The sequence below is a fragment of the Sulfuritortus calidifontis genome, from assembly GCF_003967275.1.
Taxonomy (GTDB): Bacteria; Pseudomonadota; Gammaproteobacteria; order Burkholderiales; family Thiobacillaceae; genus Sulfuritortus; species Sulfuritortus calidifontis.
This window is the reverse complement of sequence record NZ_AP018721.1, coordinates 1,667,093-1,688,786: the sequence shown is the minus strand read 5'-3', so window position 1 is coordinate 1,688,786 and position 21,694 is coordinate 1,667,093. Positions and strand designations below refer to the sequence as shown.

21 protein-coding genes are annotated in these 21,694 nt (G+C 66.9%); 5 read left to right on the top strand and 16 right to left on the bottom strand.

All coding sequences use genetic code 11. The annotated features are described in order from the left end of the window. Nucleotides 1-32: 32 nt before the first annotated feature. The 5 genes from EL388_RS08740 to EL388_RS08720 are packed head-to-tail and all read right to left on the bottom strand — an operon-like array spanning nucleotide 33 to nucleotide 2,978. Nucleotides 33-977 (bottom strand): phosphoribulokinase, encoded by a 945-nt coding sequence (locus EL388_RS08740; protein WP_126462507.1) that lies wholly within the window; start codon nucleotides 975-977, stop codon nucleotides 33-35. A gap of 56 nt (nucleotides 978-1,033) precedes the next feature. Further along, nucleotides 1,034-1,474 carry a peptide-methionine (R)-S-oxide reductase MsrB gene (gene msrB, locus EL388_RS08735; RefSeq protein ID WP_126462504.1) on the bottom strand — a complete coding sequence of 147 codons (441 nt, stop codon included), beginning with the start codon at nucleotides 1,472-1,474 and terminating at the stop codon, nucleotides 1,034-1,036. A gap of 12 nt (nucleotides 1,475-1,486) precedes the next feature. Continuing rightward, complete coding sequence (locus tag EL388_RS08730; protein ID WP_126462501.1) at nucleotides 1,487-1,684, bottom strand: hypothetical protein; 198 nt, start codon at nucleotides 1,682-1,684, stop codon at nucleotides 1,487-1,489. A gap of 35 nt (nucleotides 1,685-1,719) precedes the next feature. Beyond that, a complete protein-coding gene (locus tag EL388_RS08725; RefSeq protein WP_126462498.1) occupies nucleotides 1,720-2,085 on the bottom strand; it encodes a DMT family protein in 366 nt (121 codons plus the stop codon). Continuing rightward, the gene (locus tag EL388_RS08720; RefSeq protein ID WP_126462496.1) at nucleotides 2,082-2,978 is read right to left on the bottom strand and encodes a PfkB family carbohydrate kinase; all 897 of its coding nucleotides are present in this window, start codon (nucleotides 2,976-2,978) and stop codon (nucleotides 2,082-2,084) included. Before EL388_RS08720 ends, EL388_RS08725 begins: the two co-directional genes overlap by 4 nt. Before the next feature lie 95 nt (nucleotides 2,979-3,073). Between EL388_RS08720 and EL388_RS08715 the strand changes: the two genes are divergently transcribed. Beyond that, on the top strand, nucleotides 3,074-4,801 hold the full coding sequence (locus EL388_RS08715) for a patatin-like phospholipase family protein (protein WP_126462494.1): 1,728 nt from the start codon (nucleotides 3,074-3,076) through the stop codon (nucleotides 4,799-4,801). Between the two features lie 4 nt (nucleotides 4,802-4,805). Here EL388_RS08715 and EL388_RS08710 read toward each other — a convergent pair whose 3' ends face one another. Together EL388_RS08710 and EL388_RS08705 are read right to left on the bottom strand one after the other, a co-directional pair. Continuing rightward, the gene (locus EL388_RS08710; protein WP_126462491.1) at nucleotides 4,806-5,327 is read right to left on the bottom strand and encodes a TlpA family protein disulfide reductase; all 522 of its coding nucleotides are present in this window, start codon (nucleotides 5,325-5,327) and stop codon (nucleotides 4,806-4,808) included. Further along, nucleotides 5,324-5,851 carry a hypothetical protein gene (locus EL388_RS08705; protein ID WP_126462488.1) on the bottom strand — a complete coding sequence of 176 codons (528 nt, stop codon included), beginning with the start codon at nucleotides 5,849-5,851 and terminating at the stop codon, nucleotides 5,324-5,326. Before EL388_RS08705 ends, EL388_RS08710 begins: the two co-directional genes overlap by 4 nt. Nucleotides 5,852-5,980: 129 nt before the next feature. Here EL388_RS08705 and EL388_RS08700 point away from each other — a divergent pair, with 129 nt between their 5' ends. From EL388_RS08700 to EL388_RS08690, 3 genes are all read left to right on the top strand, one after another. Further along, nucleotides 5,981-7,027, top strand: a complete 1,047-nt coding sequence (locus EL388_RS08700) for a c-type cytochrome (protein WP_126462485.1) — start codon at nucleotides 5,981-5,983, stop codon at nucleotides 7,025-7,027. After that, on the top strand, nucleotides 7,024-7,479 hold the full coding sequence (locus EL388_RS08695; RefSeq protein WP_126462482.1) for a DUF302 domain-containing protein: 456 nt from the start codon (nucleotides 7,024-7,026) through the stop codon (nucleotides 7,477-7,479). The genes EL388_RS08700 and EL388_RS08695 overlap by 4 nt, the downstream gene beginning before the upstream one ends. Before the next feature lie 156 nt (nucleotides 7,480-7,635). Further along, a complete protein-coding gene (locus tag EL388_RS08690) occupies nucleotides 7,636-9,279 on the top strand; it encodes a DUF342 domain-containing protein (protein ID WP_126462480.1) in 1,644 nt (547 codons plus the stop codon). A gap of 9 nt (nucleotides 9,280-9,288) precedes the next feature. Here the strand turns inward: EL388_RS08690 and EL388_RS08685 are convergent, their stop codons facing one another. The 5 genes from EL388_RS08685 to EL388_RS08665 form a co-directional block, all read right to left on the bottom strand. Next, nucleotides 9,289-11,910: a CHASE domain-containing protein gene (locus tag EL388_RS08685; RefSeq protein ID WP_126462477.1), complete on the bottom strand. Its 2,622-nt coding sequence runs from the start codon at nucleotides 11,908-11,910 to the stop codon at nucleotides 9,289-9,291. Between the two features lie 117 nt (nucleotides 11,911-12,027). After that, nucleotides 12,028-12,951: an MBL fold metallo-hydrolase gene (locus EL388_RS08680; protein WP_165919124.1), complete on the bottom strand. Its 924-nt coding sequence runs from the start codon at nucleotides 12,949-12,951 to the stop codon at nucleotides 12,028-12,030. A 108-nt stretch (nucleotides 12,952-13,059) separates the two neighbouring features. Further along, nucleotides 13,060-13,509, bottom strand: coding sequence for a cytochrome C (locus EL388_RS08675; protein WP_126462471.1), 450 nt, complete (start codon nucleotides 13,507-13,509; stop codon nucleotides 13,060-13,062). A 365-nt stretch (nucleotides 13,510-13,874) separates the two neighbouring features. After that, nucleotides 13,875-14,417 carry a YaeQ family protein gene (locus EL388_RS08670; RefSeq protein ID WP_126462468.1) on the bottom strand — a complete coding sequence of 181 codons (543 nt, stop codon included), beginning with the start codon at nucleotides 14,415-14,417 and terminating at the stop codon, nucleotides 13,875-13,877. Nucleotides 14,418-14,471: 54 nt separating this feature from the next. Beyond that, nucleotides 14,472-14,852 (bottom strand): YkgJ family cysteine cluster protein, encoded by a 381-nt coding sequence (locus EL388_RS08665; RefSeq protein WP_126462465.1) that lies wholly within the window; start codon nucleotides 14,850-14,852, stop codon nucleotides 14,472-14,474. Nucleotides 14,853-15,336: 484 nt separating this feature from the next. Between EL388_RS08665 and EL388_RS08660 the strand changes: the two genes are divergently transcribed. Beyond that, the gene (locus EL388_RS08660; RefSeq protein WP_126462463.1) at nucleotides 15,337-15,891 is read left to right on the top strand and encodes a YIP1 family protein; all 555 of its coding nucleotides are present in this window, start codon (nucleotides 15,337-15,339) and stop codon (nucleotides 15,889-15,891) included. Between the two features lie 23 nt (nucleotides 15,892-15,914). Here the strand turns inward: EL388_RS08660 and EL388_RS08655 are convergent, their stop codons facing one another. From EL388_RS08655 to EL388_RS08640, 4 genes are all read right to left on the bottom strand, one after another. Next, nucleotides 15,915-16,274 carry a hypothetical protein gene (locus EL388_RS08655; protein WP_126462460.1) on the bottom strand — a complete coding sequence of 120 codons (360 nt, stop codon included), beginning with the start codon at nucleotides 16,272-16,274 and terminating at the stop codon, nucleotides 15,915-15,917. Between the two features lie 97 nt (nucleotides 16,275-16,371). Beyond that, a complete protein-coding gene (locus EL388_RS08650; protein WP_126462457.1) occupies nucleotides 16,372-17,214 on the bottom strand; it encodes a hypothetical protein in 843 nt (280 codons plus the stop codon). Nucleotides 17,215-17,279: 65 nt separating this feature from the next. Beyond that, on the bottom strand, nucleotides 17,280-18,455 hold the full coding sequence (locus EL388_RS08645; protein WP_172599391.1) for a ribonucleotide-diphosphate reductase subunit beta: 1,176 nt from the start codon (nucleotides 18,453-18,455) through the stop codon (nucleotides 17,280-17,282). A gap of 86 nt (nucleotides 18,456-18,541) precedes the next feature. After that, a complete protein-coding gene (locus EL388_RS08640; RefSeq protein ID WP_126462454.1) occupies nucleotides 18,542-21,499 on the bottom strand; it encodes a ribonucleoside-diphosphate reductase subunit alpha in 2,958 nt (985 codons plus the stop codon). Between the last annotated feature and the right edge of the window lie 195 nt (nucleotides 21,500-21,694).

Genomic DNA, 21,694 nt, shown 5'->3' with positions numbered 1-21,694 from the left:
TGAAGAACACGTGCACTACACACTATAGCCGGCTAGTGCCGACGCAGCCGTCGTTTGTCCATCATCTCTCGCAGGATCGGGCCGCAGATCGCCTCCAGGGCGATCTTGAGCTTGCCGCCCGGGGCGAGCAAGGTCGAGGCCCGGGTCATGCGGGCGTCGGGGATGCGCCGCATCAGCTCAGGGAAGTCGTGGCGCTTGCGGTCGCGGAAGTGGATCACCAGCACCGACTCGTCCGGCGACGGCACGTCGCGGGCGATGAACGGATTGGAGGTGTCCACCAGCGGCATGCGCTGGATGTTGATGTCGGTCAGGCCGAACTGGGGCACGATGTAATGCAGGTAGTCGTCCAGTCGGCGCAGGATGGTCTCCACCGCCTCGGCCTCGGTGCAATGCAGCTTGCCGCAGTCGCGATGGATCTTCTGGATCCACTCCAGGTTGATCGCCGGCACCACGCCGATCAAGAGGTCGACATGGCGCGCGACGTCGATGCCGTCGCGGCCGACCCGGCGGTCGATCTCGGGCGGGAAATGGCGGGAATCGACCTTGCGCCGGGTCCAGGTCTTGGCCACCACGCCGCCGTGCTGGCCTTCGTAGAGCAACAGGTCGCTGCCCGGCTCCAGCGGATGCCAGGGCGTGAACTCGCCCACCGTCACCCCCAGCTTGCGGGCGCGCACGACGTTGTGGGCGTATTCGCGCAGGATGCCGCTGCCGGTCTCGCCGTAGGCCTTGAAGAAGGCCTCCAGTTCCTGGAAGTGATTGCACTCGGGGCCGAACCAGGACAGGTGGCGGTTGCTGCCGCGCGCCTCGTTGAGCAGGGCGGTGAACTGGCGCTCGGTGTAGCGGCGAAAACCGTCGCCGTGGACGATGGCCGGCTTGATCTGCAGACGACGGAAGATGTCCTTGAAGGCGTGGCGCACAGTCGACAGGCCGGCACCGGTCGAGCCGGTGACGGCGACGATGGGGTGCTTCATGGACATCGGCAGTCTTCTCCAGTGGGTATCGGTATGCGGCCGGCAAGCGACCAAGGCCTATTCTAGGTCGATTCCTCGAATTTAAGCGAGACCGAGTTCAGGCAGTAGCGCAGGCCGGTCGGTGCCGGGCCGTCGTCGAAGACGTGGCCCAGATGGCCATCGCAACGGGCGCAACGGATTTCGGTGCGGATCATGCCGTGGCTCATGTCGCGGATGTAGCGGATGTGGTCCGGGTCGAACGGGGTGTGGAAGCTGGGCCAGCCGGTGCCCGATTCGAACTTGGCCGCCGAGCGGAACAGGGGCAGGCCGCACAACCGGCAGGCGAAGACACCCGAGCGCTTTTCTTCCAGCAGGCCGCCACAGAAGGGGCGTTCGGTACCCTGGTGCAGGATTACCCGCCGCTCCTCTTCGCTCAGATCGGCGGCCAGTCGGGCCTTCTCGGCTTCGTTCAGCGGGGTCAGGTCATGGCCCGAGGCGGAACGGCGGGGGGTGTCGTCGCTCATGATGCACCTCGCTCAATCCGACAGCGGCGGCTCGCCGTCCTTGTCGGTCATCAGGAAATACATGCCGACGCCGGCCAGCACCATCCACAGGATCAGCGCCCACTGGCCCAGATGCGCCCAGAGCGTGCCCATGAAGAAGATGGCGACCATGGCCAGGGCCAGGATGCCGTTGCCCAGCCAGAAGCGGGTGCTGTGTTTGGGGATTTGCATGAAAGACTCCTGTTCCTTGTTGCTGAGGGCGCGCCTCACGCGCCCCGGAAAATGAAATAGACCGCACCGATCAGACACAGCCCGGCCCACAGATAGTTCCAGCTCATCGATTCGCGCATGTAGAACACGGCGAAGGGGACGAACACCGCCAGGGTGATCACCTCCTGCATGATCTTGAGCTGGGGCAGCGAGAGCTGGGTGTAGCCGATGCGGTTGGCCGGCACCTGCAGCAGATATTCGAACAGCGCCACGCCCCAGCTGGCCAGGGCGGCGAACCACCAGGGCTTGTCGTTCAGATGCTTCAAGTGGGCATACCAGGCCACGGTCATGAACAGGTTGGACAGCGCGAGCAGCAGCGCGGTCTGCAATACGGTCGAGCTGAAGGGGGGCAGGCTGATCATGGTAGCGGCAATGATATCCCGTCCAGCCGGTCGAGGCCGGCAAAGCCCGGCTGCCCCACCTTGCGTCCCGCCAGCGCGGTGGCCGCGCTCAAGGCCGCCGGCAGCTCGGCGCCGCCGGCCAGGGCCGCGATCATGCCGGCGTTGAAGGCATCGCCGGCACCGATGGTGTCGACCACGCGTGCCGGTGCGTGGGCCGGGCAGTGATGCAGTGCGCCGTCGCGACCGAGGGCCCAGGCGCCAGCCTCGCCCCAGGTGCAGGTCAGCGCGGCCTGCGGCGCCCGGTCGCGCAGGGCGGCAAGCAGGCTGGCGGCATCCCGGTGGCCGCGGGTTGCGGCCAGGGCGCGCGAGCACAGCACCAGGTCGGCCTGCGGCAGCAGGTCGTCGATGCCGGGCCGATCCTTCTCCAACTCGACCGAGACAGCGCCGGCGAAACCCTGCTCGCGCAGGTGGCCGATCATGCGCGCCACCGTCGCCACGTTGCGGCCCTCGAAGTGGACCCAGCCGTAGTCGTGCAGCGGCAGGGCGGCGAAGTCCTCGAAGCGCAATTCGTCCAGCTCGCGGTGGTGAACGATGGTGCGCGAGCCGTTGGCCGCGTGCAGCAGGATGTAGGACACCGGCGTGTGGCCGCCGGCGGCGGTGACCAGGTGCCGGCTGTCGACCCCGGCCGCGGCCAGCAGCCGGCGCAGCTCCGCGGCGTCGCCATCGGGCGCCAGGATGGCGAGCAGGTCGACCGACCGGCCCAGGCCGGCCAGCACCTGCGCGGTGTTGGCGGCATTGCCGCCTAGGGCGGCGCGGCGCGAGGCGGCGCGCATCTCCTCGTCTTCCGAGGGGTAATGATCGACGTTCAGGACGATGTCGAGCACGGCGTTGCCGACGATGAGGATGGGCTGCATGGGTCAATGATACGGCAGCAGAGGCCGCCTTTGCCCGTCCTGGGCCGCGTGCTAAGGTGACAGGACAATCAAAGAAACAGTGGCGGGAGACAATCATGCAGACCGACAAAGCGGGGCGGCCGCGTTTCGACTTGGCCTTGACCATGGCCGGTGCCATCTCGGCCGGCGCCTACACGGCGGGGGTGATCGACTTTCTGATCGAGGCCCTGGACGCCTGGGAGACGGGCAAGCAGGCCGGCGACCCGATGGCGCCGCAGCACGCGGTGAGCCTGCGCGCCGTCAGCGGCGCCTCGGCCGGGGCGATCACCGGCGCCATGCTGGCCGCCTGCCTCAAGTACGACTTCCCCCACCGCCGACTGAACGACGCCGGCGACGGCAGCGCTAACCCGCTGTATGACAGCTGGGTCAACATGATCGACATTGTCCACCTGCTGCAGACCCGCGACCTGGCCGGCGGCGCTGTGCCGGTGTCGGCGCTCGACTCCACCCGCCTGGTCGAGATCGCGCGCAAGGCCATCGACTACGGCGAGGGCGCCGGCTTCAAATCGCGCCCCTATCTGGCCGACCCGCTGCGCTTCATCTTCACCGTCACCAACCTGCGCGGCATCCCCTTCGAGCTGGAGCTCGGCGGCGCCAAGTATCACCACGCCATGATGATGCACGGCGATACCATGCGCTTCGCCCTGCTCGGCCTGGGCGAGACCGGCGCACCCAATGTTCGCGCCAACGAATACCCGCTGCTCTATCCCGATGTGCCGGCCAAGTGGGGCGGCCTGTGGGAGAAGTTCGCCATGTCGGCGCTGGCCTCGGGCGCCTTCCCGGTCGGCCTGTCGCCGCGCGAGCTGGTCCGGCGCACCGCCGACTATGCCCGGCTGCCCATCGTCGTGCCCGGCGGCCCGGGCGAGGCGGCGCGGGTGGTCGAGATCCGGCCGGTCTGGTCGCCGGCCAACCCCGAACCGGGCGCGGAATACCACTTCGTCAACGTCGACGGCGGCACCATCGACAACGAGCCGCTGGAGCGCGCCCGCATCGAGCTGGCCGGCGGCGACCTGCTGGCGCGCAACGAGCGCGACGGGCTCAAGGCCGACCGCGCCATCGTCATGGTCGATCCCTTCGTCGGCCCGGAAAAGGCGGGGCCGAGCAGCATGGACGAGACCGGCCTGATCGGCAGCCTGCTCGCCACCTTCACCGCGCTCAAGAACCAGGCGCGGTTCAAGCCGCAGGACATCGCCCTGGCCATGGAAGACACCATCTACAGTCGCTACCTTATCGCCCCGGTGCGGCAGGACCGGGCGAGCAGCGATTCCTCGGGCAGTTCCATCGCCTGCGGCAGCCTGGGCGGCTTCGGCGGTTTCATGCACGCCGCCTTCCGCCAGCACGACTTCTTCCTCGGCCGGCGTAACTGCCAGCGCTTCCTGGTCCAGCACTTCTGCCTGCCGGCGGACAATCCGCTGTTCGCCAAATGGACGGCCGACCAGAGGCGCGATTACGCGGTGAGCGTGACCCGTGCCGACGGCTCGAGCGCGACCGAGCTGCCCATCGTGCCGCTGCTGCCGGCGCTCAACCCCAAGTTCCGGCCAGCGGCCGAGGAGAAGGAACCGGCCTGGCCCAAGGGCGTGTTCGACCCGGAAAGTTTGAAGATACCGATCAAGCGGCGGCTCGACGGCCTGTTCTCCGCCCTGGCCCACGAGACAAAGTGGGATCAGAAGCTGCTCGGCCTGCCCTTCCTGCTGGGCTGGCACATCTATGCCAAGCCCAAGATCGCCAAGACGACGATCGCGGCCATCGACAAGCAGCTCAGGCAGCACGGCCTGATCGAATAAGGGCTCAGCGCGCCGTTAGCGCCTCGAGGAAATCCAGATAGGCTGGCGACGCCCAGTCGCGGCCGCCCAGCGCCAGGTAGCGCAGGCGGCCCGCCGGGTCGACGATGAAGGTGGAGGGCAGGCCGCGCGGCTGCCAGCGGCGGGTCGCCAGGCCGTCGCGATCCATCAGCGGGGCGAGGTCCATGTTCACCGAGGCGAGGAAGGCGAACACCTCGTCGTCGGTCTCCGCCGTGTTCACCAGCAGCAAGGTCAGCCGCCCGGCCGGCAGCGCCTGCTGCATCGCGGCCAGGGTCGGCATCTCGCGCCGGCAGGGCCCGCACCAGCCGGCCCAGAAATGCACCAGCACCCAGCGGCCTTTCAATTGGGCGAGGTCGGTCGCCTTGCCGTCCATGTCCTTCAATCCCAGTTCCGGCGCCGGCCGGCCGTCGAGCGCGATCAGGCCGGCGGGCGGCATCGGTTCGGCGGCCAGGGCGGGCGGCACGGCCAGCGCGAACAGCAGCAGGGCGCAGCGCCAGAAGCGGATCATGGCCGGGCCTCGGCCGGACAGCGCAGGCCCGGCACCGTCACCGCGATCGCTTCGCCGCCGCCGGTGCGAAAGCGGGCATCGAGGCGGAACTCGCCGGCCGGCGGCAGCACGGCCACGTTGCCGCCCACCGGTTCGCCCGGCTGCAGGTCGCGGGCCTCCGGCAACTGGGTCCAGTCGAAGGTGGCGCGCGCGGCCAGCGGGGCGTTCATCGCCGCCCAGCGGGCATCCCACTCCGGCCGGGTGATGCGCCTCACCTCGCGGCCCTCGGCATCGGTGAAGCGCCACTCGGCCAGTTCCAGCCACAGGGTGTCGCGCCGCTCGTTGCGAATGCCGACGCCGACGAAGCAGGTCCGGCCGATCACCGCCAGCATCGCCGGCGGAAACCCGCGCGCGGCATAGAAGGCGGTCACGCCCTCGGCATCGCGCAGGCCGACGTGCAGCACCAGGCCATCCCGGTCGATGCGGGCATCGGCCGCCTGGGCGGCTGCGGGCAGCCAGAGCAGAAGCAGGATCAGGAAACGCATGGGGCGATGCTATTGAGAATCGCCAGGCCCCGCAACGGCGCCGGGCGAAAACCCTGCGCCGGGTGGGGAAGTCGGCGGCGCGCGATTTGACATATCATGACAGCTCGACAGTCAGCGGAAATCCACATCATGCGACAGCTCGGGGCAGCCCTGTTTCTCGCCTCCCTCCTGGCTGCCGGCCAGGTTGGCGCGGCAGCCGACGGCGCCAAGCTTTATGCCGAGCACTGCGCCGCCTGTCATGGCGGGCAAGGCACCGGCGGCATCGGCGTGCCGCTGGCCCTGCTTTCGTTCCAGGCCACCATCGACGACGACTACATCCGGCAGACCATCTTGCATGGGCGGCCAGGCCGGGTGATGCCGTCCTATCGCTTTCTCAAGAAGGCCGAGGTCGAGGCCCTGGTGCGCCACGTGCGCAGTTGGAACCGGGCCAAGCCGCTGATCTTCTCCAAACGGCCGGTCAAGGGCCGGCCGGAACACGGTGCCGCGCTCTACGCCCGCGAATGCGCGGCCTGCCATGGCGCCAACGGCGAAGGCGGCAAGGGCACGGGGGTGACCTTCTCGCGCCCGCGCGACCTGCCGATCATGGCTCCGGCCCTGAACAACAGCGGTTTCCTCGCCTCGGCGCCGGATGCCATGATCAAGCTCACCCTGATGGCGGGCCACGAGGGCACGCCCATGGAGTCCTATCTCAAGAAGGGGCTTTCGGAAAAGGACATCGATGACCTCGTCCATTTCGTCCGCAACTTCGAGAAGACACCGCTGGTTTCGGACAAGCCCATGCCGGCCGGCGAACCGCCGATCATCGTCCGCGACTCGGCCTACGATCTCAAGACCACGGTGGAAAACGTCAAGCAGGCGGTCAACAACAACAACTTCTTCCACGGCCGGGTGCAGCCGCTCGAATACGGCCTGACCAGCCCGGACAAGGCCGACCCGCGCCAGGTCATCGTCTACTTCTGCAATATCAGCTTCCTCAACCAGGCGCTGGCCATCGATCCCCGCATCGGCATGTTCCTGCCTTGCCGCATCTCGATCGTCGAGCACCAGGGCAAGGTCAAGGTGATGTCGATCAATCCCAAGGTGCTGAGCCGGCTGTTCAACAACGCCGAGTTGGATGCGCTGTGCGAACGCTTGAGCGGCAGCTATGCCGCCATCATCGAGGAGGCCACGCTATGAACCGCATCCAGCGACTGGCAGCCGGGCTGCTGCTGGCATGGGCGCTGGTCGCGCCGGCGGCGGCGGGTGGCCTGATGATGGCCCGCTCGCCCCTGATGTTCCCCGAGGCGATGACCGTCCTGCAAAACGCCATCCACGATCAAGGCTACACCATCACCCGGCTGCAGCAGGTGAACGAGAATCTGGAAAAACGCGACTACGCCAGCGACATGTACCGGGTGGTGTTCTTCGGCAAGTACGAGGAAATCCGTGCCCTCGCGGCCAGCCACCCCGAGCTGATCCCCTTTCTGCCGCTCAACATCACCATCTTCGCCGAAGGCAACAATGCCATCGTGCTGGCCGCGCATCCCCGCACGCTGGGCGAACTCTTCCCCGACCCCGCACTCAAGCCCATCTTCGAGCGTTGGGAGGCCGACCTGGCCAAGATCATGGCCACCGTGCGCGGCCAGTAGGCCGGCGCGGGCGCGATGTGTTGGCGGGATCGGACATGGATGCATGCCGGGTCTTAGCCGTTGCCGGCCGCTATCGTGTGCGGTGTGGCCTGCCGGTAAGATAGGCATTTCGGCGGCGGCTTCAAGCGAAGCCCGCTGCGACCCAAGGGGATCGACTTGAACGCACCGCAAACGTCACAGGCGCCCGGCCTGACCATGGCCCTGAGCGAGGACGGCCGCAAGCTGCTGGCCACCTGCACACCGGCCGAGGACGGCCGCTGCCTGGACAAGAACGCGCTCGACGAGGCGATCGCCAGCCAGGGCTTCGCCAAGGCCTACCTGTTCGATGCGGCGATCCGCCAGCTGGTCAGCCAGAGCGCCACGGCCAAGGCGCCGTTCACGGTCGAGGTCGGCGAGATCCGCGATGCCGAGATCCAGATCGACGTCGCCGCCGACCGGATGACCGCCTGGCTCACCGCCACCAGGGCCTTCGGCGGCACCCCGCTCAGCCGCGACCGGATCATGCAGGCGCTGGCCGAGAAGAAGGTCAAGCAGGGCATCCTGCAGGAAGCCATCGACCGCGCCCTGGCCGACGGCGTGGCCGAGAAGGTCGTGGTCGCCCAGGGCAGGCGCGCGGTCGACGGCGAGGACGGCAAGCTACGGCCGCTGGTCGAGTTGAGCAAGGAGCGCCGGCCGCATTTCGATTCCCACGGCGTCGCCGACTACCGCGAGCTGGGCACCATCATCAACGTGCGCCAGGGCGAGCGCATCATGCAGCGCATCCCGCCCACCGCCGGCGAACCGGGCGTCGATGTCTACGGCCAGGCCCTGCCGGCCAAGCCGGGCAAGGACGTGCATTTCGCCTCGCAACTGAGCGGCACCCAGCTCGACCCGAGCGACGCCAACTACCTGGTGGCGGCCATCTCCGGCCAGCCGGTGCTGGCGACCGACGGCATGATCGTTGAGCCCACCCTCACCCTGAAGACCGCCGACCTCTCCACCGGCAACGTCAATTTCGAGGGCAGCATCACCATCAGCGGCGACGTCCAGCCGGGGCTCAGCCTCTACGCCACCGGCGACATCCACGTCGGCGGCACGGTCGAGGCCGCCACGCTCGAGGCCGGCGGCGACATCGTGGTCAAGGGCGGCATCATCGGCCATGCCGTGACCGGCGAGGCAGCCAAGGAGGCCGGCAAGCAGCTCAACGCCCGGGTGCGCGCCGGCGGCTCCTGTTCGGCCCTGTTCGCCGAGAACGCCAGCATCGAGGCCGGCGACAGCATCATGATCGAAAAGCTGGTGCGCCACAGCGAGCTGGCCGCGCCCAACCAGATCATCGTCGGCCAGCCCGGCAGCGGCCAGGGCAGCATCATCGGCGGCTCGGTGCGCGCCACCGTGCTGGTCCATGCTGGCACCATCGGCTCGGCCGCCGGGGTCAAGACCCGCATCATGGTCGGCAACAATCCCTTTCTCAGCGACCGGCTCAGCCGGCTGAACAAGGAGATCGCGCAAAAGGCCAAGGAGCTGGAAGACGTCGGCCGCATCCTCACCTTCATGGCCGAGAACCCCGGCCGGGGCAGCCCTGAGCTGAAGAAGAAGGCCGAGAACACCCGGGCGCAGCTGAACAAGGACATGGCCGCGCTGCTGGCCGAGAAGGAAGACGCGACCACCGAACTCAGCCTGGCCGAGGATGCCAAGGTCGAGATCGAGCACACCGTGTTCACCAACGTGCAGATCGAGATTGGCGGCAAGATCAAGCAGGTGGATGTCGAGCGCAACGCCGGCATCTACCTGCTGAAAGACGACGAGATCGAATTCATCTGAGGCGGCGCCTCAGGCCGCGATGGCCGTTCTGGCGCCGAGGCCGCGCAGGCCGGCCAGCAGCGCTTCCAGTTCCTGCGCCACCACGCCGAGCAGCGCCGCGGTTTCCTCGATCGGCTTTTCCGTCTTCAGGGTGCGTTCCAGGTTCAGGCTCGCCAGGCGCAGGCGCTCGGCGCCGATGCTGGCGGCCAGGCCCTTGAGGGTGTGGACGTGACGCTGGGCGTCCTCCATCCGGCACAAGGCCAGGGCGTCCTGAATCTGTTCGATGCTCTCGCCCTGGCTGTCGACGAACATCCGGATGATCTCGTGATAGAGCTCCAGGTCGCCGCCCATGGCGAGCAGGGCGTCATGGGCATGGCTCAGGCCGGCCTCGATCAGGTGGTCGATGCGGGTCGCCGCCGTCGCCGGTCTGGCCAGGGCATGCACCGGCACCGTGCCGTTGGCCGCCGGCCGCTGAAACCGGCCGCGCCAGCGGGCCAGCGCCGCGTAGAGTTCCTCGCTGTCGATCGGCTTGGTCAGGTGGTCCTGCATGCCAGCCTCTTCGCAGCGCCGGCGGTCTTCGGCCAGGGCGTGGGCGGTCAGCGCGAGAATCGGCAGCGTCTTGAACCGGGCATCCTGGCGGATGCGCCGGGTCGCCGTCAGGCCGTCCATGCCCGGCATCTGGATGTCCATCAGCACCAGGTCGAAGCCGGCCGGCTCGTTATCCAGTCGCACCAGGGCGAACTCGCCGCTGTTGGCGGTCAGCGTCTGGACGCCGGCGCGCCTCAGCATCTCGACCACGATCTGCTGGTTGATCCGGTTGTCTTCCACCACCAGCACCCGCATGCCGGCCAGTTCCGGCCGCAGGCCCAGGGCCGCGGCGTTCGGCATCTGCGCGACCTCGCCGGTTCGGTGCAGCGGCACGATCACGCGGAAGGTGCTGCCCTGGCCGGCCCGGCTCTCCACCTCGATCTCGCCGCCCATCAGTCCGACCAGCTGCCGGCTGAGCGCCAGGCCTAGGCCGGTGCCGCCGAAACTGCGGGTCATCGAGCTGTCGGCTTGGGAGAAGGGCTGGAACAACTGGCCGGCCTGTTCCGGTGTCATGCCGATGCCGGTGTCCGCCACCTCGAAGCACAGGCGCAGATCGCTGCGCTTGAGACCGCCGCGGGCATGCACACGCAGGCACACCTCGCCCTGGTGGGTGAATTTGATGGCGTTGCCCAGCAGGTTGCTCAGCACCTGATGCAGCCGGCGGCTGTCGCCCAGCAGCACCGATGGCAGCGCCGGCTGGGTCTCGAACGCCAGCGCCAGCCCCTTGTCCGCGGCCGGGCCGGCGAAGGCGTCGCGCAGCCGGTTCAGCAGGTCACCCAGGTCGAAAGGCGCACGCTCCAGTTGCAGTTTGCCGGCCTCGATCCCGGAGAAGTCGAGGATGTCGTTGAGGATGCGCAAGAGCGACACCGCCGCGTTGTGCGCGGTCTCGACGAACTCGCGCGGCTCGGGGTCGAGCTTGCTGTCCAAGGCCAGCTCGGTCATGCCGATGATGGCGTTCATCGGCGTGCGGATCTCGTGCGAGGTGTTGGCCAGGAAGGCCGACTTGGCCCGGGCCGCCACCTCGGCCGCCTCGGCCAGCTCGGCCATGCGCCGGGCGTTGCGCTGGGCGATCAGCAGGAACAGGCAGAGCAGGGCGGTGAAGCTCAAGCCGGAGACGAGCACGATCCGGGCCGCGCCCTGGTTGCCATGCACTTCGAAGAAGCCGGGTAGCGCGCTGATTTCATACACCCAACGCCGGCCCGAGGTTTGGATTTCCTGGATGTGCCGCAACTCGGCCTTGGTCGCCGGGCCACTCTGATAGATCAGTGCCCGTTCGCCGCCGGTCGCGTCGTACAGGGTGTATTGAAACTGGCCCTGTTCGTTCTTGGGCAGGATCGCCGCCACCAGGTTGGGGCCGCGCAGGATCAGATTGATATAGCCGGCCAGCGCCTGGCGCCGCTGCTCCACGCTGGCCAGCGGCATGCCGTGGCGGTAGATCGGGTAGTAGAGCACCGCGGCCCGGGTTTGCCGGTCATGCTCCTGCACCAGGGTGAAGGGGGCCGAGGTGCCGATGCCGCCGGTGTCGACCGCCAGGTCCATGGCCGCCTTGTTCGAAGGGCGCGAGGCGGCATCCAGGCCGAATGGGGTGTCGATCTGGAGCGATGCGCCATAGAAGATGGGGAAGTACTCCGCGCGGTGGCCGGCCGGCCGGGAACCGCCCGCGCCCAGCTCCCGAATCTGGAAACCGGGCTGGCCTTGGGCCCGGGCCCGGGCCTCGAAGCCGGCCCGCTCGGCCTCGGTCACCCGCGGCAGCCACTGCATGGCGGCGACGTCGGGGTGGCGCTGGAGGAAGGGCGTGGCGAACTTGCGGAATTCCCAGCGATCGACCTGCTCCGACGACTGATAGAGCCCCTCCAAGGCCTGCAGCACCTCGATATGCTGGTCCAGCGCCGACTGCAGGTCGGCGGCGCGCAGCTCGGCCAGATGCAGGAACAGCTGCTCGGCGCGCTGGCGATTGGCCTGGTCCACCTGGTACCAGCCGGCGAGCGAGGCCGCGACGCCGACCACGGCGGCGATCAGCAGCGAGAGATAGGGATTGAGACGGAGGAATGAGGGCAGGGGCACGTGCCTTGGGCGGGGTCGATTTTCTTTTGCCCAAAATATAAGTCCCGGCCAGAAGCCGGGACTATTAGCAGGAACCCCTAATCCAACCCTCGGGTTTCTACGGAGTCACCCCAAGGTTCAGAAGGCGGCGGCCTCCACCTCCAGATAGGCCTTGTTGATGTTGCCGCCCATCTGCTCCTCGAAGTGGTGCAGCTTCTTCCATTCGGAAAGGTCGAGCTTCTTGCGGATCTCGCTGTCGGTCAGGCCGGCCTTGTAGCCTGCCTCGATGCCGGCGTAGAGCTTGGCCATGCGCTTGTGCATGGCGGCGGCGTCCTTCGGCGTCATCAGCGGGCCGTGGCCGGGGATGATGGTCTTGGCCGGCACCTTGGCCGCTTCGTCCAGGGTGGCGATCCACTGCTTCACCGTGGCGTCGCGGAAGTTGGGCGTCACCTGGTTGACCAGCACGTCGCCGGCGACCAGCACCTTGTCGTCGGGCAGCCAGATCAGCATGTCGCCCGCGGTGTGGGCCGACTCGGGCACCCAGAACTCCAGCTTCACGCCGTCCAGGGTCACCGTGCTGCGGCTGTTCCGGGCATAGACCTCGGTCGCCGGCACCGCGCGGGTGTTGGGGAACTTGCGGCCCACCGCGCCCTCGATCAGCGCCAGCCAGTCGGCCTCGCCCTCGATCAGCAGCTTGCGGCATATCTCCGAGCTGATCACCTTGGCCTGGGGAAAGGCCACGTTGCCGAAGCTGTGGTCGCCGTGGTGGTGGGTGTTGATAATGTGGGTCACCGGCTTGGGCGTGAGTTTGGCGATGGCCTTGGCCAGGTGGGCGCCGATCTCGTCGGTGAAGCCGGTGTCGATCAGGATCGCGCCCTTGTCGCCCACGATCAGGGTGCTGTTCACCATGTAGCCCTGGTTGTGCGCGTTCGGCAGCGCCATGGGGCCGAGCAGGGCATAGACGCGGTCGTTCACCTTGACCACCTTGGGCTCGGGAATCTGGGCGGCGAAGGCGGGCGCGGCCAGCAGGGCGGCGCAGAAGAAGGCGATCAGTCGCTTCATGTAGGGTCTCCTCAAATGATGCCGGGCCGATGATAGTGCCCGGCCCACAACCGGCCAAGGCCCATCGGTTTCACGATGCGCCTTGGCCGGCATGCGCGGTCGGGCGGCTCAGTACTTGGCCTTGATCTTGAGCAGTTCTTCCTTGGTGATGTCGCCCTTGCGCTTGAGAATCCAGGCATCCTCGCCCACCCAGGCCTTGATCAGGGCCAGGTTCTTCTGGCGCTCCTCGTCTGAGTTGCCCAGACGCTCGTACATGTTGCCGGGCTTGCCGTCCTTGGTGTGCTTGCCATCGTCCAGCCGGCGCATCAAGGCCCCGGTGTCGGGCCAGGCGATGTAGAAAATCAAAGTCTCGTAGCCGTCCATGCGCGGGCCCTTGTTGGCCTTGGTGAACTTATCCTTGTGCTCCATGAACTCGCCGTAGTTGGGCGAGCTCGGGCCGTGGCAGCCAATGCAATGCTTCTCCAGAATCGGGCGGATATCCGTGTGGTAATCCACCTCGGCCGCCAGGGCGGGGCCGGCCGCCATCAGGCCGGCAAACAACCATGCCGATTTGTTCATCCTCGTCTCCTTCGCTTTCGTTATTGGGGCATGGCACGTGTCGGGCGCGCCATAAAAACATCCTACACCGGATTGCCCGGCTGGCCAGCGGCAGATTTAGAGCCTGTCTCATCAAATCCTGTGGAGCGCGTTGCCGTCAGAAACGGATGGATGCAAGGCGTGGTGCGCGGGCAATGGTCGTTCCATTGCCAAGCGCCGCAACGCGGCAGACGCCGTTTCTGACGGCAACCCTTTGGGATGGGGCGATTTTGCCACAGGCCTTTGTCGCGCACCGCTTGTTTGGAACGACCAAACCGCGCGTTGCGCTTCGCGGCCTGCGTCAAAATCGCCGCCATCGCGCCCACAGGATTTTATGAGACAGGCTCTTAGGCCGCCTGCTTCAGCACCGTCAGCTTCACCGGCACGCTGGCGGCGTCGGTGTTCAGCCAGACATCGCCGTCCTGCACCATGCACTGCAAAGACATGGTCCGCTCGGCGAGATTGGCCAGGGCCTGCGCGGTCTCTTGCGGCAGTTGCAGTACCGTCAGGTTGTCCAGCCGGCTCAGCTTGCTCTCGATCTGCCGCCACCACACCGGGCAGCTGTGGCTGTAGCAGATCGCCACCACCCGCTCCGAGCGGTTGCAGGCCTTGCGCAGCCGGTCCTCGTCCGGCTGGCCCAGCTCGATCCAGAGCCGGATCGCGCCGGTCAGGTCCTTCACCCACAGGTCCGGCTCGTCCACCTCGAACAGGCCGCGGGTCAAGGCCATGCCCTCCTGGGCATACAGGGCATAGGCCAGGATGCGCACCATCATCCGCTCGTCGGTCTCCGAAGGGTGGCGGGCGATGGTCAAGGCATGGTCGGCGTAATAGTGCCGGTCCATGTCTGCGATGTTCAGGTCGGCTTTGAAGATGGCGGCTTTCAGGGCCATGAGGCGGGTTCCGGCGCGTTGGGGAGGCCGGAGTGTAGCAGGCAATAGCCCGGCTCAGGCCGCGCGCGGCAGCGGGGTATCGGGCCGCTGCGGGTTGTCCTGCCTGGGGTCGAGCGGCGGCAGGCCGTGGGCGGCGCGGGCGCGGTTGCACTTGTCGCTCGGCCGGCCGTCGGCTGCCCACGGTTCCAGCTCGCGGCAGGGGCTGGGCCGCTGCGGGTAGATGCCGCAGCCCGCCGCAGCGCCCACGGTGCCTTGCAGCGCCGTGCAGCGGACGGGCGTATGGAGCGTGCCGCGCATGGCGACATGCTGGGGCGAAATCTTCTCGGTCAGGGGCGGCGGCACCGTGCCGCCGAGAAAGGGCTCGGCCTCGCTCCAATAGAACGACACGCGAAAAAAGGCGCAGCAGGCGCCGCATTGCTGACAGGGATTGCTCATGCCGGGGCCGGGAACAATGACGGTCGGAAACGGGGCGAAAAACGCGGGCGGGCGGATTTTATTGAGCGGCGGGGCGGAAGAAAAGCGGCGGCATGGCGCCACGGACTTAGAGCCTATTTCAGTAGGGCTCATGCCCCGCGTTGCAGCCAGGATCGGATGGATGCAAGGCGCGACGCGCAGTCGATGGTCGTTCCATCGACAAGCGGCGTAACGCTGCAGACGCTGATTCTGGCTGCAACCCGATGGGCCGTTGGCCTGCGGGCGCTTGGCGGCGTTGCAGGTGGCTCGTGGAGAATGACTCCACTTCGCCCCCTGCGTCTTGCCCTGCATCCCGCAGGCCAACGGCGCGGGGTATGTTCCCTATTGAAATAGGCTCTTAATGGCCGGCCCGATGTTTTTTCCAGTTGACGACGCCGTGGCCGGGGGCTAAAAATACATCACGGCATGATATATATCCGCTGCCGGCAATCGAAAGGAGGGAGTCATGGGACTGACTTCATTGGCAAAACTGCCCTGGTCGGCCGAGCAGGGCTGGCCCGAGCTCAGCCGCAGCCGGCCCAGCCTGGTCCGGCTGTTCGCCCGGCTGGTGCTGCCGCTGCTGCCGCCGGCCATGATCTATTACGCCGGCACCCGCTACCCCGAGGTCTTTCTCGCCGGCGCCGCGGCCAAGGACTGGGGCCGGGTGGCCGTGGTCTTCTTCCTGGCCGAGATGCAGACCGTGCTGGCCATGGGCTGGCTGATCCGCCAGGTGGCCCTGACCAACGGCCTCACCCTGGACCGGCACGACGCCTTCCTGCTGGCGGCCATCGCCCCGGTGCCGCTGTGGCTCGCCTCCCTCGGGCTGCTGGTGCCCAGCCTGGGCTTCAACGCCCTGCTGTCGCTGGCGGCCCTGGTCGTCTCCTGCGGCCTGATCTATCACGGCATCGAAGGGCTGTGCCGCACGCGCGAGGACGTCACCGCCGCCGCCATCGTGCAGACGGTCATCGGCGCCGGCCTGGCCGCCTGGGCGCTGCTGCTGGTGCTGGTGGTGATGCTCTGAGCCGGCCGGCGGGCCGGCGCGAACTAGCGCTGCCGGCCGCGCCATTCGCCGATCTGCCTGGCCGCGGTATCGAGCAGCAGCCAGAGCGACAGGGGCAGGGCGACGAAGAAAAAGGGAATGGTCAGAAAGAAGCCGTAGCCGATCAGCGGCGTGACATCCATGCCGCTGAAGGTGCAGGCGTAAAGGCCCTTCATGTTGCCCTGGCAGCCGGCCCACTCGTAGGAGAGCGCGGCGACCTGCCAGCCCAGGCCGGTGTAGGCCGCCGGCAGCGCGGCCAGCAGATAGCGGGCGCGCCAGCTGAAGCTGTCGGCCCGGCGCCAGAGCAGATAGGCGGGGTAGATCAGGACGGCGGCAAGCAGGGCGAGCAGGGCGGCGTTGAGCATCGGGGAGGGGGAAACCTATCGGGCCTAGCCACATTGTGAGCTGGCAAGCATAACGCGCCGGGGGCGAAGGCGAAACGTCCGGCGCGGTAGGCTTGGGCTAGTACACCGTCACCAAATTCACCCGCTCCCCCTCCACCACCTCCTTGAGGAACTTGCCGATGGGCCGGGCGAAGCAGGCGGCGATGAGACCGCGCGACTGCACCCACTGGTTCTGGATGGAGTGCAGCCAGTAGCGCAGCTCGCCGTTCGCCTTTTGCCGGAAGGCGAAGATGGGGCCGCCGCTCAGGTCGGGCAGGTCGGCCACCTCGTCGCCGGTGCCGATGGCGCCCCAGAAGGTGGGGGTGCCGGTGTCGGCGAAGCAGTCGGGCCGGTGCGGCAGGGGGGTGACCTTGTGCAGGGTGGAGACGATCCGCATGTCGTTGCGGGCGTTGCCCACGGGCCGGCCGCGCACGCCGATCATGGCGTGGAAGTCCACGGCGGGGGGCTGGTTCTCCCACACCTCCTCGCTCATGGCCTCGATGCCGCTCTCCTTCAGCAGGCGCACGTGGTGCTCGCTCAACAGGAACACGCCGCAGTCGTAGCTGGGGTCGTAGCTCAGCCGGGTGGCGCACGATTCGATGTAGTCGAAGGGGATGGTGGTGCCGTGCGGGGTGTTGACGCCGTTGCAGTCGAGCAGGCAGCAGCGCTCGATCTCGTAGCCCTGGTCGTATTCGTTCTCGATGCTCTCGATGCAGCGGCCGGCGGTGACCAGGCACCACTGCTCGTTGATGGCCATGACGAAGGCGGTGACGATGCGGGTCTTGGTGACGCTGCCCTTCCTGAACTCGAAGTGAATGGGCACGACATGGCGGTGGAAGAGTTGCGTGATCGGCTCGGCCGATAGGGTGCGCAGTTCTTCCGCCGGCTTCGGTAAGAGACTGCCGTATGCGCTCATGGACATTTAGGGTTCTCCTGTCAAAGCGCTTGCACATGTGAAAAAGGCGCAGTCGCCTGCGCCTTTTTCCGTCAGTCCCAGCTCAGGGCCCCGCCGGTCTGGTACTCGATGACCCGGGTCTCGAAGAAGTTTTTCTCCTTCTTGAGATCGATCATCTCGGCCATCCACGGGAAGGGGTTGGTCGCGCCGGGGAACAGCTCGTCCAGGCCGATCTGGCTGGCGCGGCGGTTGGCGATGAAGCGCAGGTATTCCTTGAACATGGGCGCGTTCAGGCCGAGCACGCCACGCGGCATGGTGTCTTCGGCGTAGGCGTATTCCAGCTCGACCGCCTTGTGGAACATGCCCTTCAGCTCCTCGCGGAATTGCGGGGTCCACAGGTGGGGGTTTTCCATCTTGATCTGGTTGATCATGTCGATGCCGAAGTTGCAGTGCATCGACTCGTCGCGCAGGATGTACTGGTACTGCTCGGCGGCACCGGTCATCTTGTTCTGCCGGCCCATGGCCAGGATCTGGACGAAGCCGACGTAGAAGAACAGGCCTTCCATGATGCAGGCGAAGGCGATCAGGCTCTTGAGGAAGGTCTGGTCGGTCTCGGGCGTGCCGGTCTTGAAGTTGGGGTCGGACAGCACGTCGATGAAGGGCAGCAGGAACTCGTCCTTGGCGCGGATCGACGGCACCTCGTGGTAGGCGTTGAAGATCTCGCCTTCGTCCAGGCCCAGGCTCTCCACGATGTACTGGTAGGCGTGGGTGTGGATCGCCTCTTCGAAGGCCTGGCGCAGCAGGTACTGGCGGCACTCGGGGGCGGTGATCTGGCGGTAGGTGCCGAGCACGATGTTGTTGGCGGCGAGCGAGTCGGCGGTGACGAAGAAGCCGAGGTTGCGCTTGACGATGCGGCGCTCGTCCTCGGTCAGGCCGTTGGGCGACTTCCAGGTGGCGATGTCACGGTTCATGTTGATTTCCTGCGGCATCCAGTGGTTGGCGCAGGCGGCGATGTATTTCTCCCAGGCCCATTTGTACTTGAAGGGGACGAGCTGGTTGACGTCGGCCTTGGCGTTGATGATGCGCTTGTCCTCGACCTTCACCCGGCGGTATTTCTCGGCGTCGGCTTCTTGCGCGCGCATGAGGTTGGCCGCGGCGGCGGGGATGTCGGCCGGGGCCGGTTGCGCCGGGGCGGCGCCCATGCCGGGGCCGCGCATCTGTTGCAGGGCGGGGCTGCCGGCGGTGATGTCTTCTTCGAAGTTCAGCATTTCTATTTTTCTCCTCGATCCGTGAATCAGCGATTACAGTCGGGTTGCTGTGTTAAGGGGCGGGCGAGCCCGCCCCCGCTTGGTTGTTACTGGCAGGCCTCGCATTCCTCGAAGCCGGGGTCGCCCGGGCGCAGGGTGCAGGCGCGGCCGACGATCTCGGGTTCGGGCAGGTTTGCCATGGCGCTTGCAGCGGCGGCCGAGACGCCGCCATTGTTGCCGCCGACGCTGCCCATGCCCATGCCGCTGGCACCGATGCTGCCGGCACCGCCGAGGCCGCCATCGGACGGCACGGCATTGAGTTCGCCGCCGCGGCCGGTGGATTTCTCGGCGTGGGTGGCGCCCAGGGCGCGCAGGTAGTAGGTAGTCTTCAGGCCCCTGAGCCAGGCGAGCTTGTAGGTTTCATCCAACTTCTTGCCCGAGGCGCCGTGGAAGTAGAGGTTCAGGCTCTGGGCCTGGTCGATCCACTTCTGGCGCCGGGCGCCGGCCTCGATCAGCCACACCGGGTCGATCTCGAAGGCGGTGGCGTAGAGGCTGCGCAGCTCGGCCGGGATGCGGTCGATGCGGGCGAGCGAGCCGTCGAAGTATTTGATGTCGCCCACCATCACCTCGTCCCACAGGTTCAGGCGCTTGAGGTCGCGCACCAGGTATTGGTTGACCACGGTGAACTCACCGGACAGGTTCGATTTGACGAACAGGTTCTGATAGGTGGGCTCGATCGAGGCCGAGACGCCGACGATGTTGGCGATGGTGGCGGTGGGCGCGATGGCCAGGCAGTTGGAGTTGCGCATGCCCACGGTCTGGATGCGCTCGCGCAGCTTGGCCCAGTCCAGGGTCTCGGTCAGGTCGGCCTCGAGGTAGCCGCCGCGCTCTTCGGCCAGCCGCTTGAGCGAATCCTGCGGCAGGATGCCCCGGCTCCAGAGCGAGCCCGCGAAACTGCTGTAGCGGCCGCGCTCCTCGGCCAGCTCGGTCGAGGCCCAGTAGGCGTGGTAGGCCACAGCCTCCATGGCGCGGTCGGCGAACTCGACGGCCTCGGGGCTGGCGTAGGGCATGCGCATTTTGTGCAGGGCGTCCTGGAAGCCCATGATGCCGAGGCCCACCGGACGGTGCTTGAGGTTGGAGTTGCGCGCCTTGCCGACCGAGTAGAAGTTGATATCGATCACGTTGTCCAGCATGCGCATGGCGATGCGGATGGTGCGCTGCAGCTTGGTCATGTCCAGCTTGCCTTCCGGCGTGAGGTGGTTGACCAGGTTGACCGAGCCCAGGTTGCACACGGCGATCTCGTTGTCGTTGGTGTGCAGGGTGATCTCGGTGCACAGGTTGGAGCTGTTGACCACGCCGACGTGCTGGTTGGTGTAGCGCACGTTGCAGGCATCCTTGAAGGTGATCCAGGGATGGCCGGTCTCGAACAGCATGGACAGCATCTTCCTCCACAGGGAGAGCGCCGGGATCTTCTTGTGGTTCTTGATCTCGCCGCGCTCGGCCTTGGCCTCGTAGGCGGTGTAGGCCGCCTCGAAGTCGCGGCCCCACTTGCCGTGCAGGTCGGGCACGTCGGACGGCGAGAACAGGGTCCAGTCGGCGTTTTCCATCACCCGCTTCATGAACAGGTCGGGCACCCAGTTGGCGGTGTTCATGTCGTGGGTGCGGCGGCGGTCGTCGCCGGTGTTCTTGCGCAGTTCGAGGAACTCCTCGATGTCCATGTGCCAGGTTTCCAAATAGGCGCAGACCGCGCCCTTGCGCTTGCCGCCCTGGTTCACCGCCACGGCGGTGTCGTTGGCCACTTTCAGGAAGGGCACGATGCCCTGCGATTTGCCGTTGGTGCCCTTGATGTAGGCGCCCAGGCTACGCACGCGGGTCCAGTCGTTGCCCAGGCCGCCGGCCCATTTCTGGAGCATGGCGTTTTCCTTGATCGACTGGTAGATGCCGTCCAGGTCGTCCGGCACCGTGGTCAGGTAGCAGGAAGAGAGCTGGCTGTGGCGGGTGCCGGCGTTGAACAGGGTCGGGGTGCTCGACATGTAGTCGAAGCTGGACAGCACGGTGTAGAACTCGATGGCGCGCTCTTCGCGGTTGATCTCGTTCAACGCCAGGCCCATGGCCACGCGCATGAAGAAGGCCTGGGGCAGCTCGATGCGGCGCTCTTCGATGTGCAGGAAATAGCGGTCGTACAGGGTCTGCAGGCCGAGGTACTGGAACTGCAGGTCGCGGCTGGAATCCAGCGCGGCGCCCAGGCGGGCCAGGTCGTACTGGGCCAGGCGCTCGTCGAGCAGCTCGGCCTCGATGCCCTGCTTGATGTAGCGCGGGAAGTATTCGGCATAACGCGTGGCCATCTCGGCCTGGCTTACCTCCTCGCCCAGCACCTCGCGGCGGATGCTATGTAACAAGAGTCGCGCGGTGACGTAGGTGTAGTCGGGGTCGTTCTCGATCTGCGAGCGGGCGGAGAGGATGAGCGACTTGCGCACCTCGTCCATGGGCACGCCGTCGTAGAGGTCGCGCACGGTGGCATTGAGGATGGGCTCTGCGCTGACTTCGGCCAGGCCCTCGCAGGCGGACTGCACCAGGGCGGTGAGCTGGTCGAGGTCGAGCGGCTTGCGCTCGCCGTTTTCGGTGCAGTAGAGGGCGTGTTCCTTGACCTGGTCCTGCTTCTGCTTGGCCCGCTCCTCGGCCCGGCGCTCGCGGTAGAGCACGTAGGCGCGGGCGACTTCGTGCTCGCCCGAGCGCATCAGCGACAGCTCGACCTGGTCCTGGATGTCCTCGATGTGGAAGGTGCCGCCGTGGGGCTGGCGCCGCACCAGGGCGTTGACCACGTTGTTGGTCAGCTCCTCGACCATCTCCCGGATGCGGGCGGAGGCCGCGGCCTGGCTGCCCTGCACCGCGATGAAGGCCTTGGTCATGGCCACCGCGATCTTGGACGGCTCGAAGGCGACGACCGCGCCGTTGCGGCGGATGATCTTGTAGGCGGCGTAGGGGGTCGACGGGGCGGTCATGTCGGGGGCAGGGGGCAAGGAAACATCGGGACTGGCAGGCTGAAATTCGGTGGAAAGCTGCATCGGCTGGTCTCCTTATCTGTTGTTTGCAGTCATGGCGCCCTTCGCGGCGCCTATATTAGAGAACACTAAATCTAGTGGTATTGCGTTGTTATGGACGCTAATTCTAGTGAGATGAGCGGCCGCGTCAACAGATTTTTTGTGAAATTTTTTTGCCGCGCGGGGCGCCGAAAAAAGGCTTTCGGATCAAGCGGCTGA

What these genes read in the sequence shown, in the direction of transcription:
- EL388_RS08660 (WP_126462463.1), top strand. Translation starts at nt 15,337, where the DNA reads ATGGGACTGACTTCATTGGCAAAACTGCCCTGGTCGGCCGAGCAGGGC.
- EL388_RS08645 (WP_172599391.1), bottom strand. Translation starts at nt 18,455, where the DNA reads ATGCTGAACTTCGAAGAAGACATCACCGCCGGCAGCCCCGCCCTGCAA.
- EL388_RS08710 (WP_126462491.1), bottom strand. Translation starts at nt 5,327, where the DNA reads ATGATCCGCTTCTGGCGCTGCGCCCTGCTGCTGTTCGCGCTGGCCGTG.
- EL388_RS08700 (WP_126462485.1), top strand. Translation starts at nt 5,981, where the DNA reads ATGCGACAGCTCGGGGCAGCCCTGTTTCTCGCCTCCCTCCTGGCTGCC.
- EL388_RS08705 (WP_126462488.1), bottom strand. Translation starts at nt 5,851, where the DNA reads ATGCGTTTCCTGATCCTGCTTCTGCTCTGGCTGCCCGCAGCCGCCCAG.
- EL388_RS08740 (WP_126462507.1), bottom strand. Translation starts at nt 977, where the DNA reads ATGTCCATGAAGCACCCCATCGTCGCCGTCACCGGCTCGACCGGTGCC.
- EL388_RS08640 (WP_126462454.1), bottom strand. Translation starts at nt 21,499, where the DNA reads ATGCAGCTTTCCACCGAATTTCAGCCTGCCAGTCCCGATGTTTCCTTG.
- EL388_RS08680 (WP_165919124.1), bottom strand. Translation starts at nt 12,951, where the DNA reads ATGAAGCGACTGATCGCCTTCTTCTGCGCCGCCCTGCTGGCCGCGCCC.
- EL388_RS08670 (WP_126462468.1), bottom strand. Translation starts at nt 14,417, where the DNA reads ATGGCCCTGAAAGCCGCCATCTTCAAAGCCGACCTGAACATCGCAGAC.
- EL388_RS08675 (WP_126462471.1), bottom strand. Translation starts at nt 13,509, where the DNA reads ATGAACAAATCGGCATGGTTGTTTGCCGGCCTGATGGCGGCCGGCCCC.
- EL388_RS08650 (WP_126462457.1), bottom strand. Translation starts at nt 17,214, where the DNA reads ATGTCCATGAGCGCATACGGCAGTCTCTTACCGAAGCCGGCGGAAGAA.
- EL388_RS08720 (WP_126462496.1), bottom strand. Translation starts at nt 2,978, where the DNA reads ATGCAGCCCATCCTCATCGTCGGCAACGCCGTGCTCGACATCGTCCTG.
- EL388_RS08655 (WP_126462460.1), bottom strand. Translation starts at nt 16,274, where the DNA reads ATGCTCAACGCCGCCCTGCTCGCCCTGCTTGCCGCCGTCCTGATCTAC.
- EL388_RS08665 (WP_126462465.1), bottom strand. Translation starts at nt 14,852, where the DNA reads ATGAGCAATCCCTGTCAGCAATGCGGCGCCTGCTGCGCCTTTTTTCGC.
- EL388_RS08725 (WP_126462498.1), bottom strand. Translation starts at nt 2,085, where the DNA reads ATGATCAGCCTGCCCCCCTTCAGCTCGACCGTATTGCAGACCGCGCTG.
- EL388_RS08695 (WP_126462482.1), top strand. Translation starts at nt 7,024, where the DNA reads ATGAACCGCATCCAGCGACTGGCAGCCGGGCTGCTGCTGGCATGGGCG.
- EL388_RS08730 (WP_126462501.1), bottom strand. Translation starts at nt 1,684, where the DNA reads ATGCAAATCCCCAAACACAGCACCCGCTTCTGGCTGGGCAACGGCATC.
- EL388_RS08715 (WP_126462494.1), top strand. Translation starts at nt 3,074, where the DNA reads ATGCAGACCGACAAAGCGGGGCGGCCGCGTTTCGACTTGGCCTTGACC.
- msrB (WP_126462504.1), bottom strand. Translation starts at nt 1,474, where the DNA reads ATGAGCGACGACACCCCCCGCCGTTCCGCCTCGGGCCATGACCTGACC.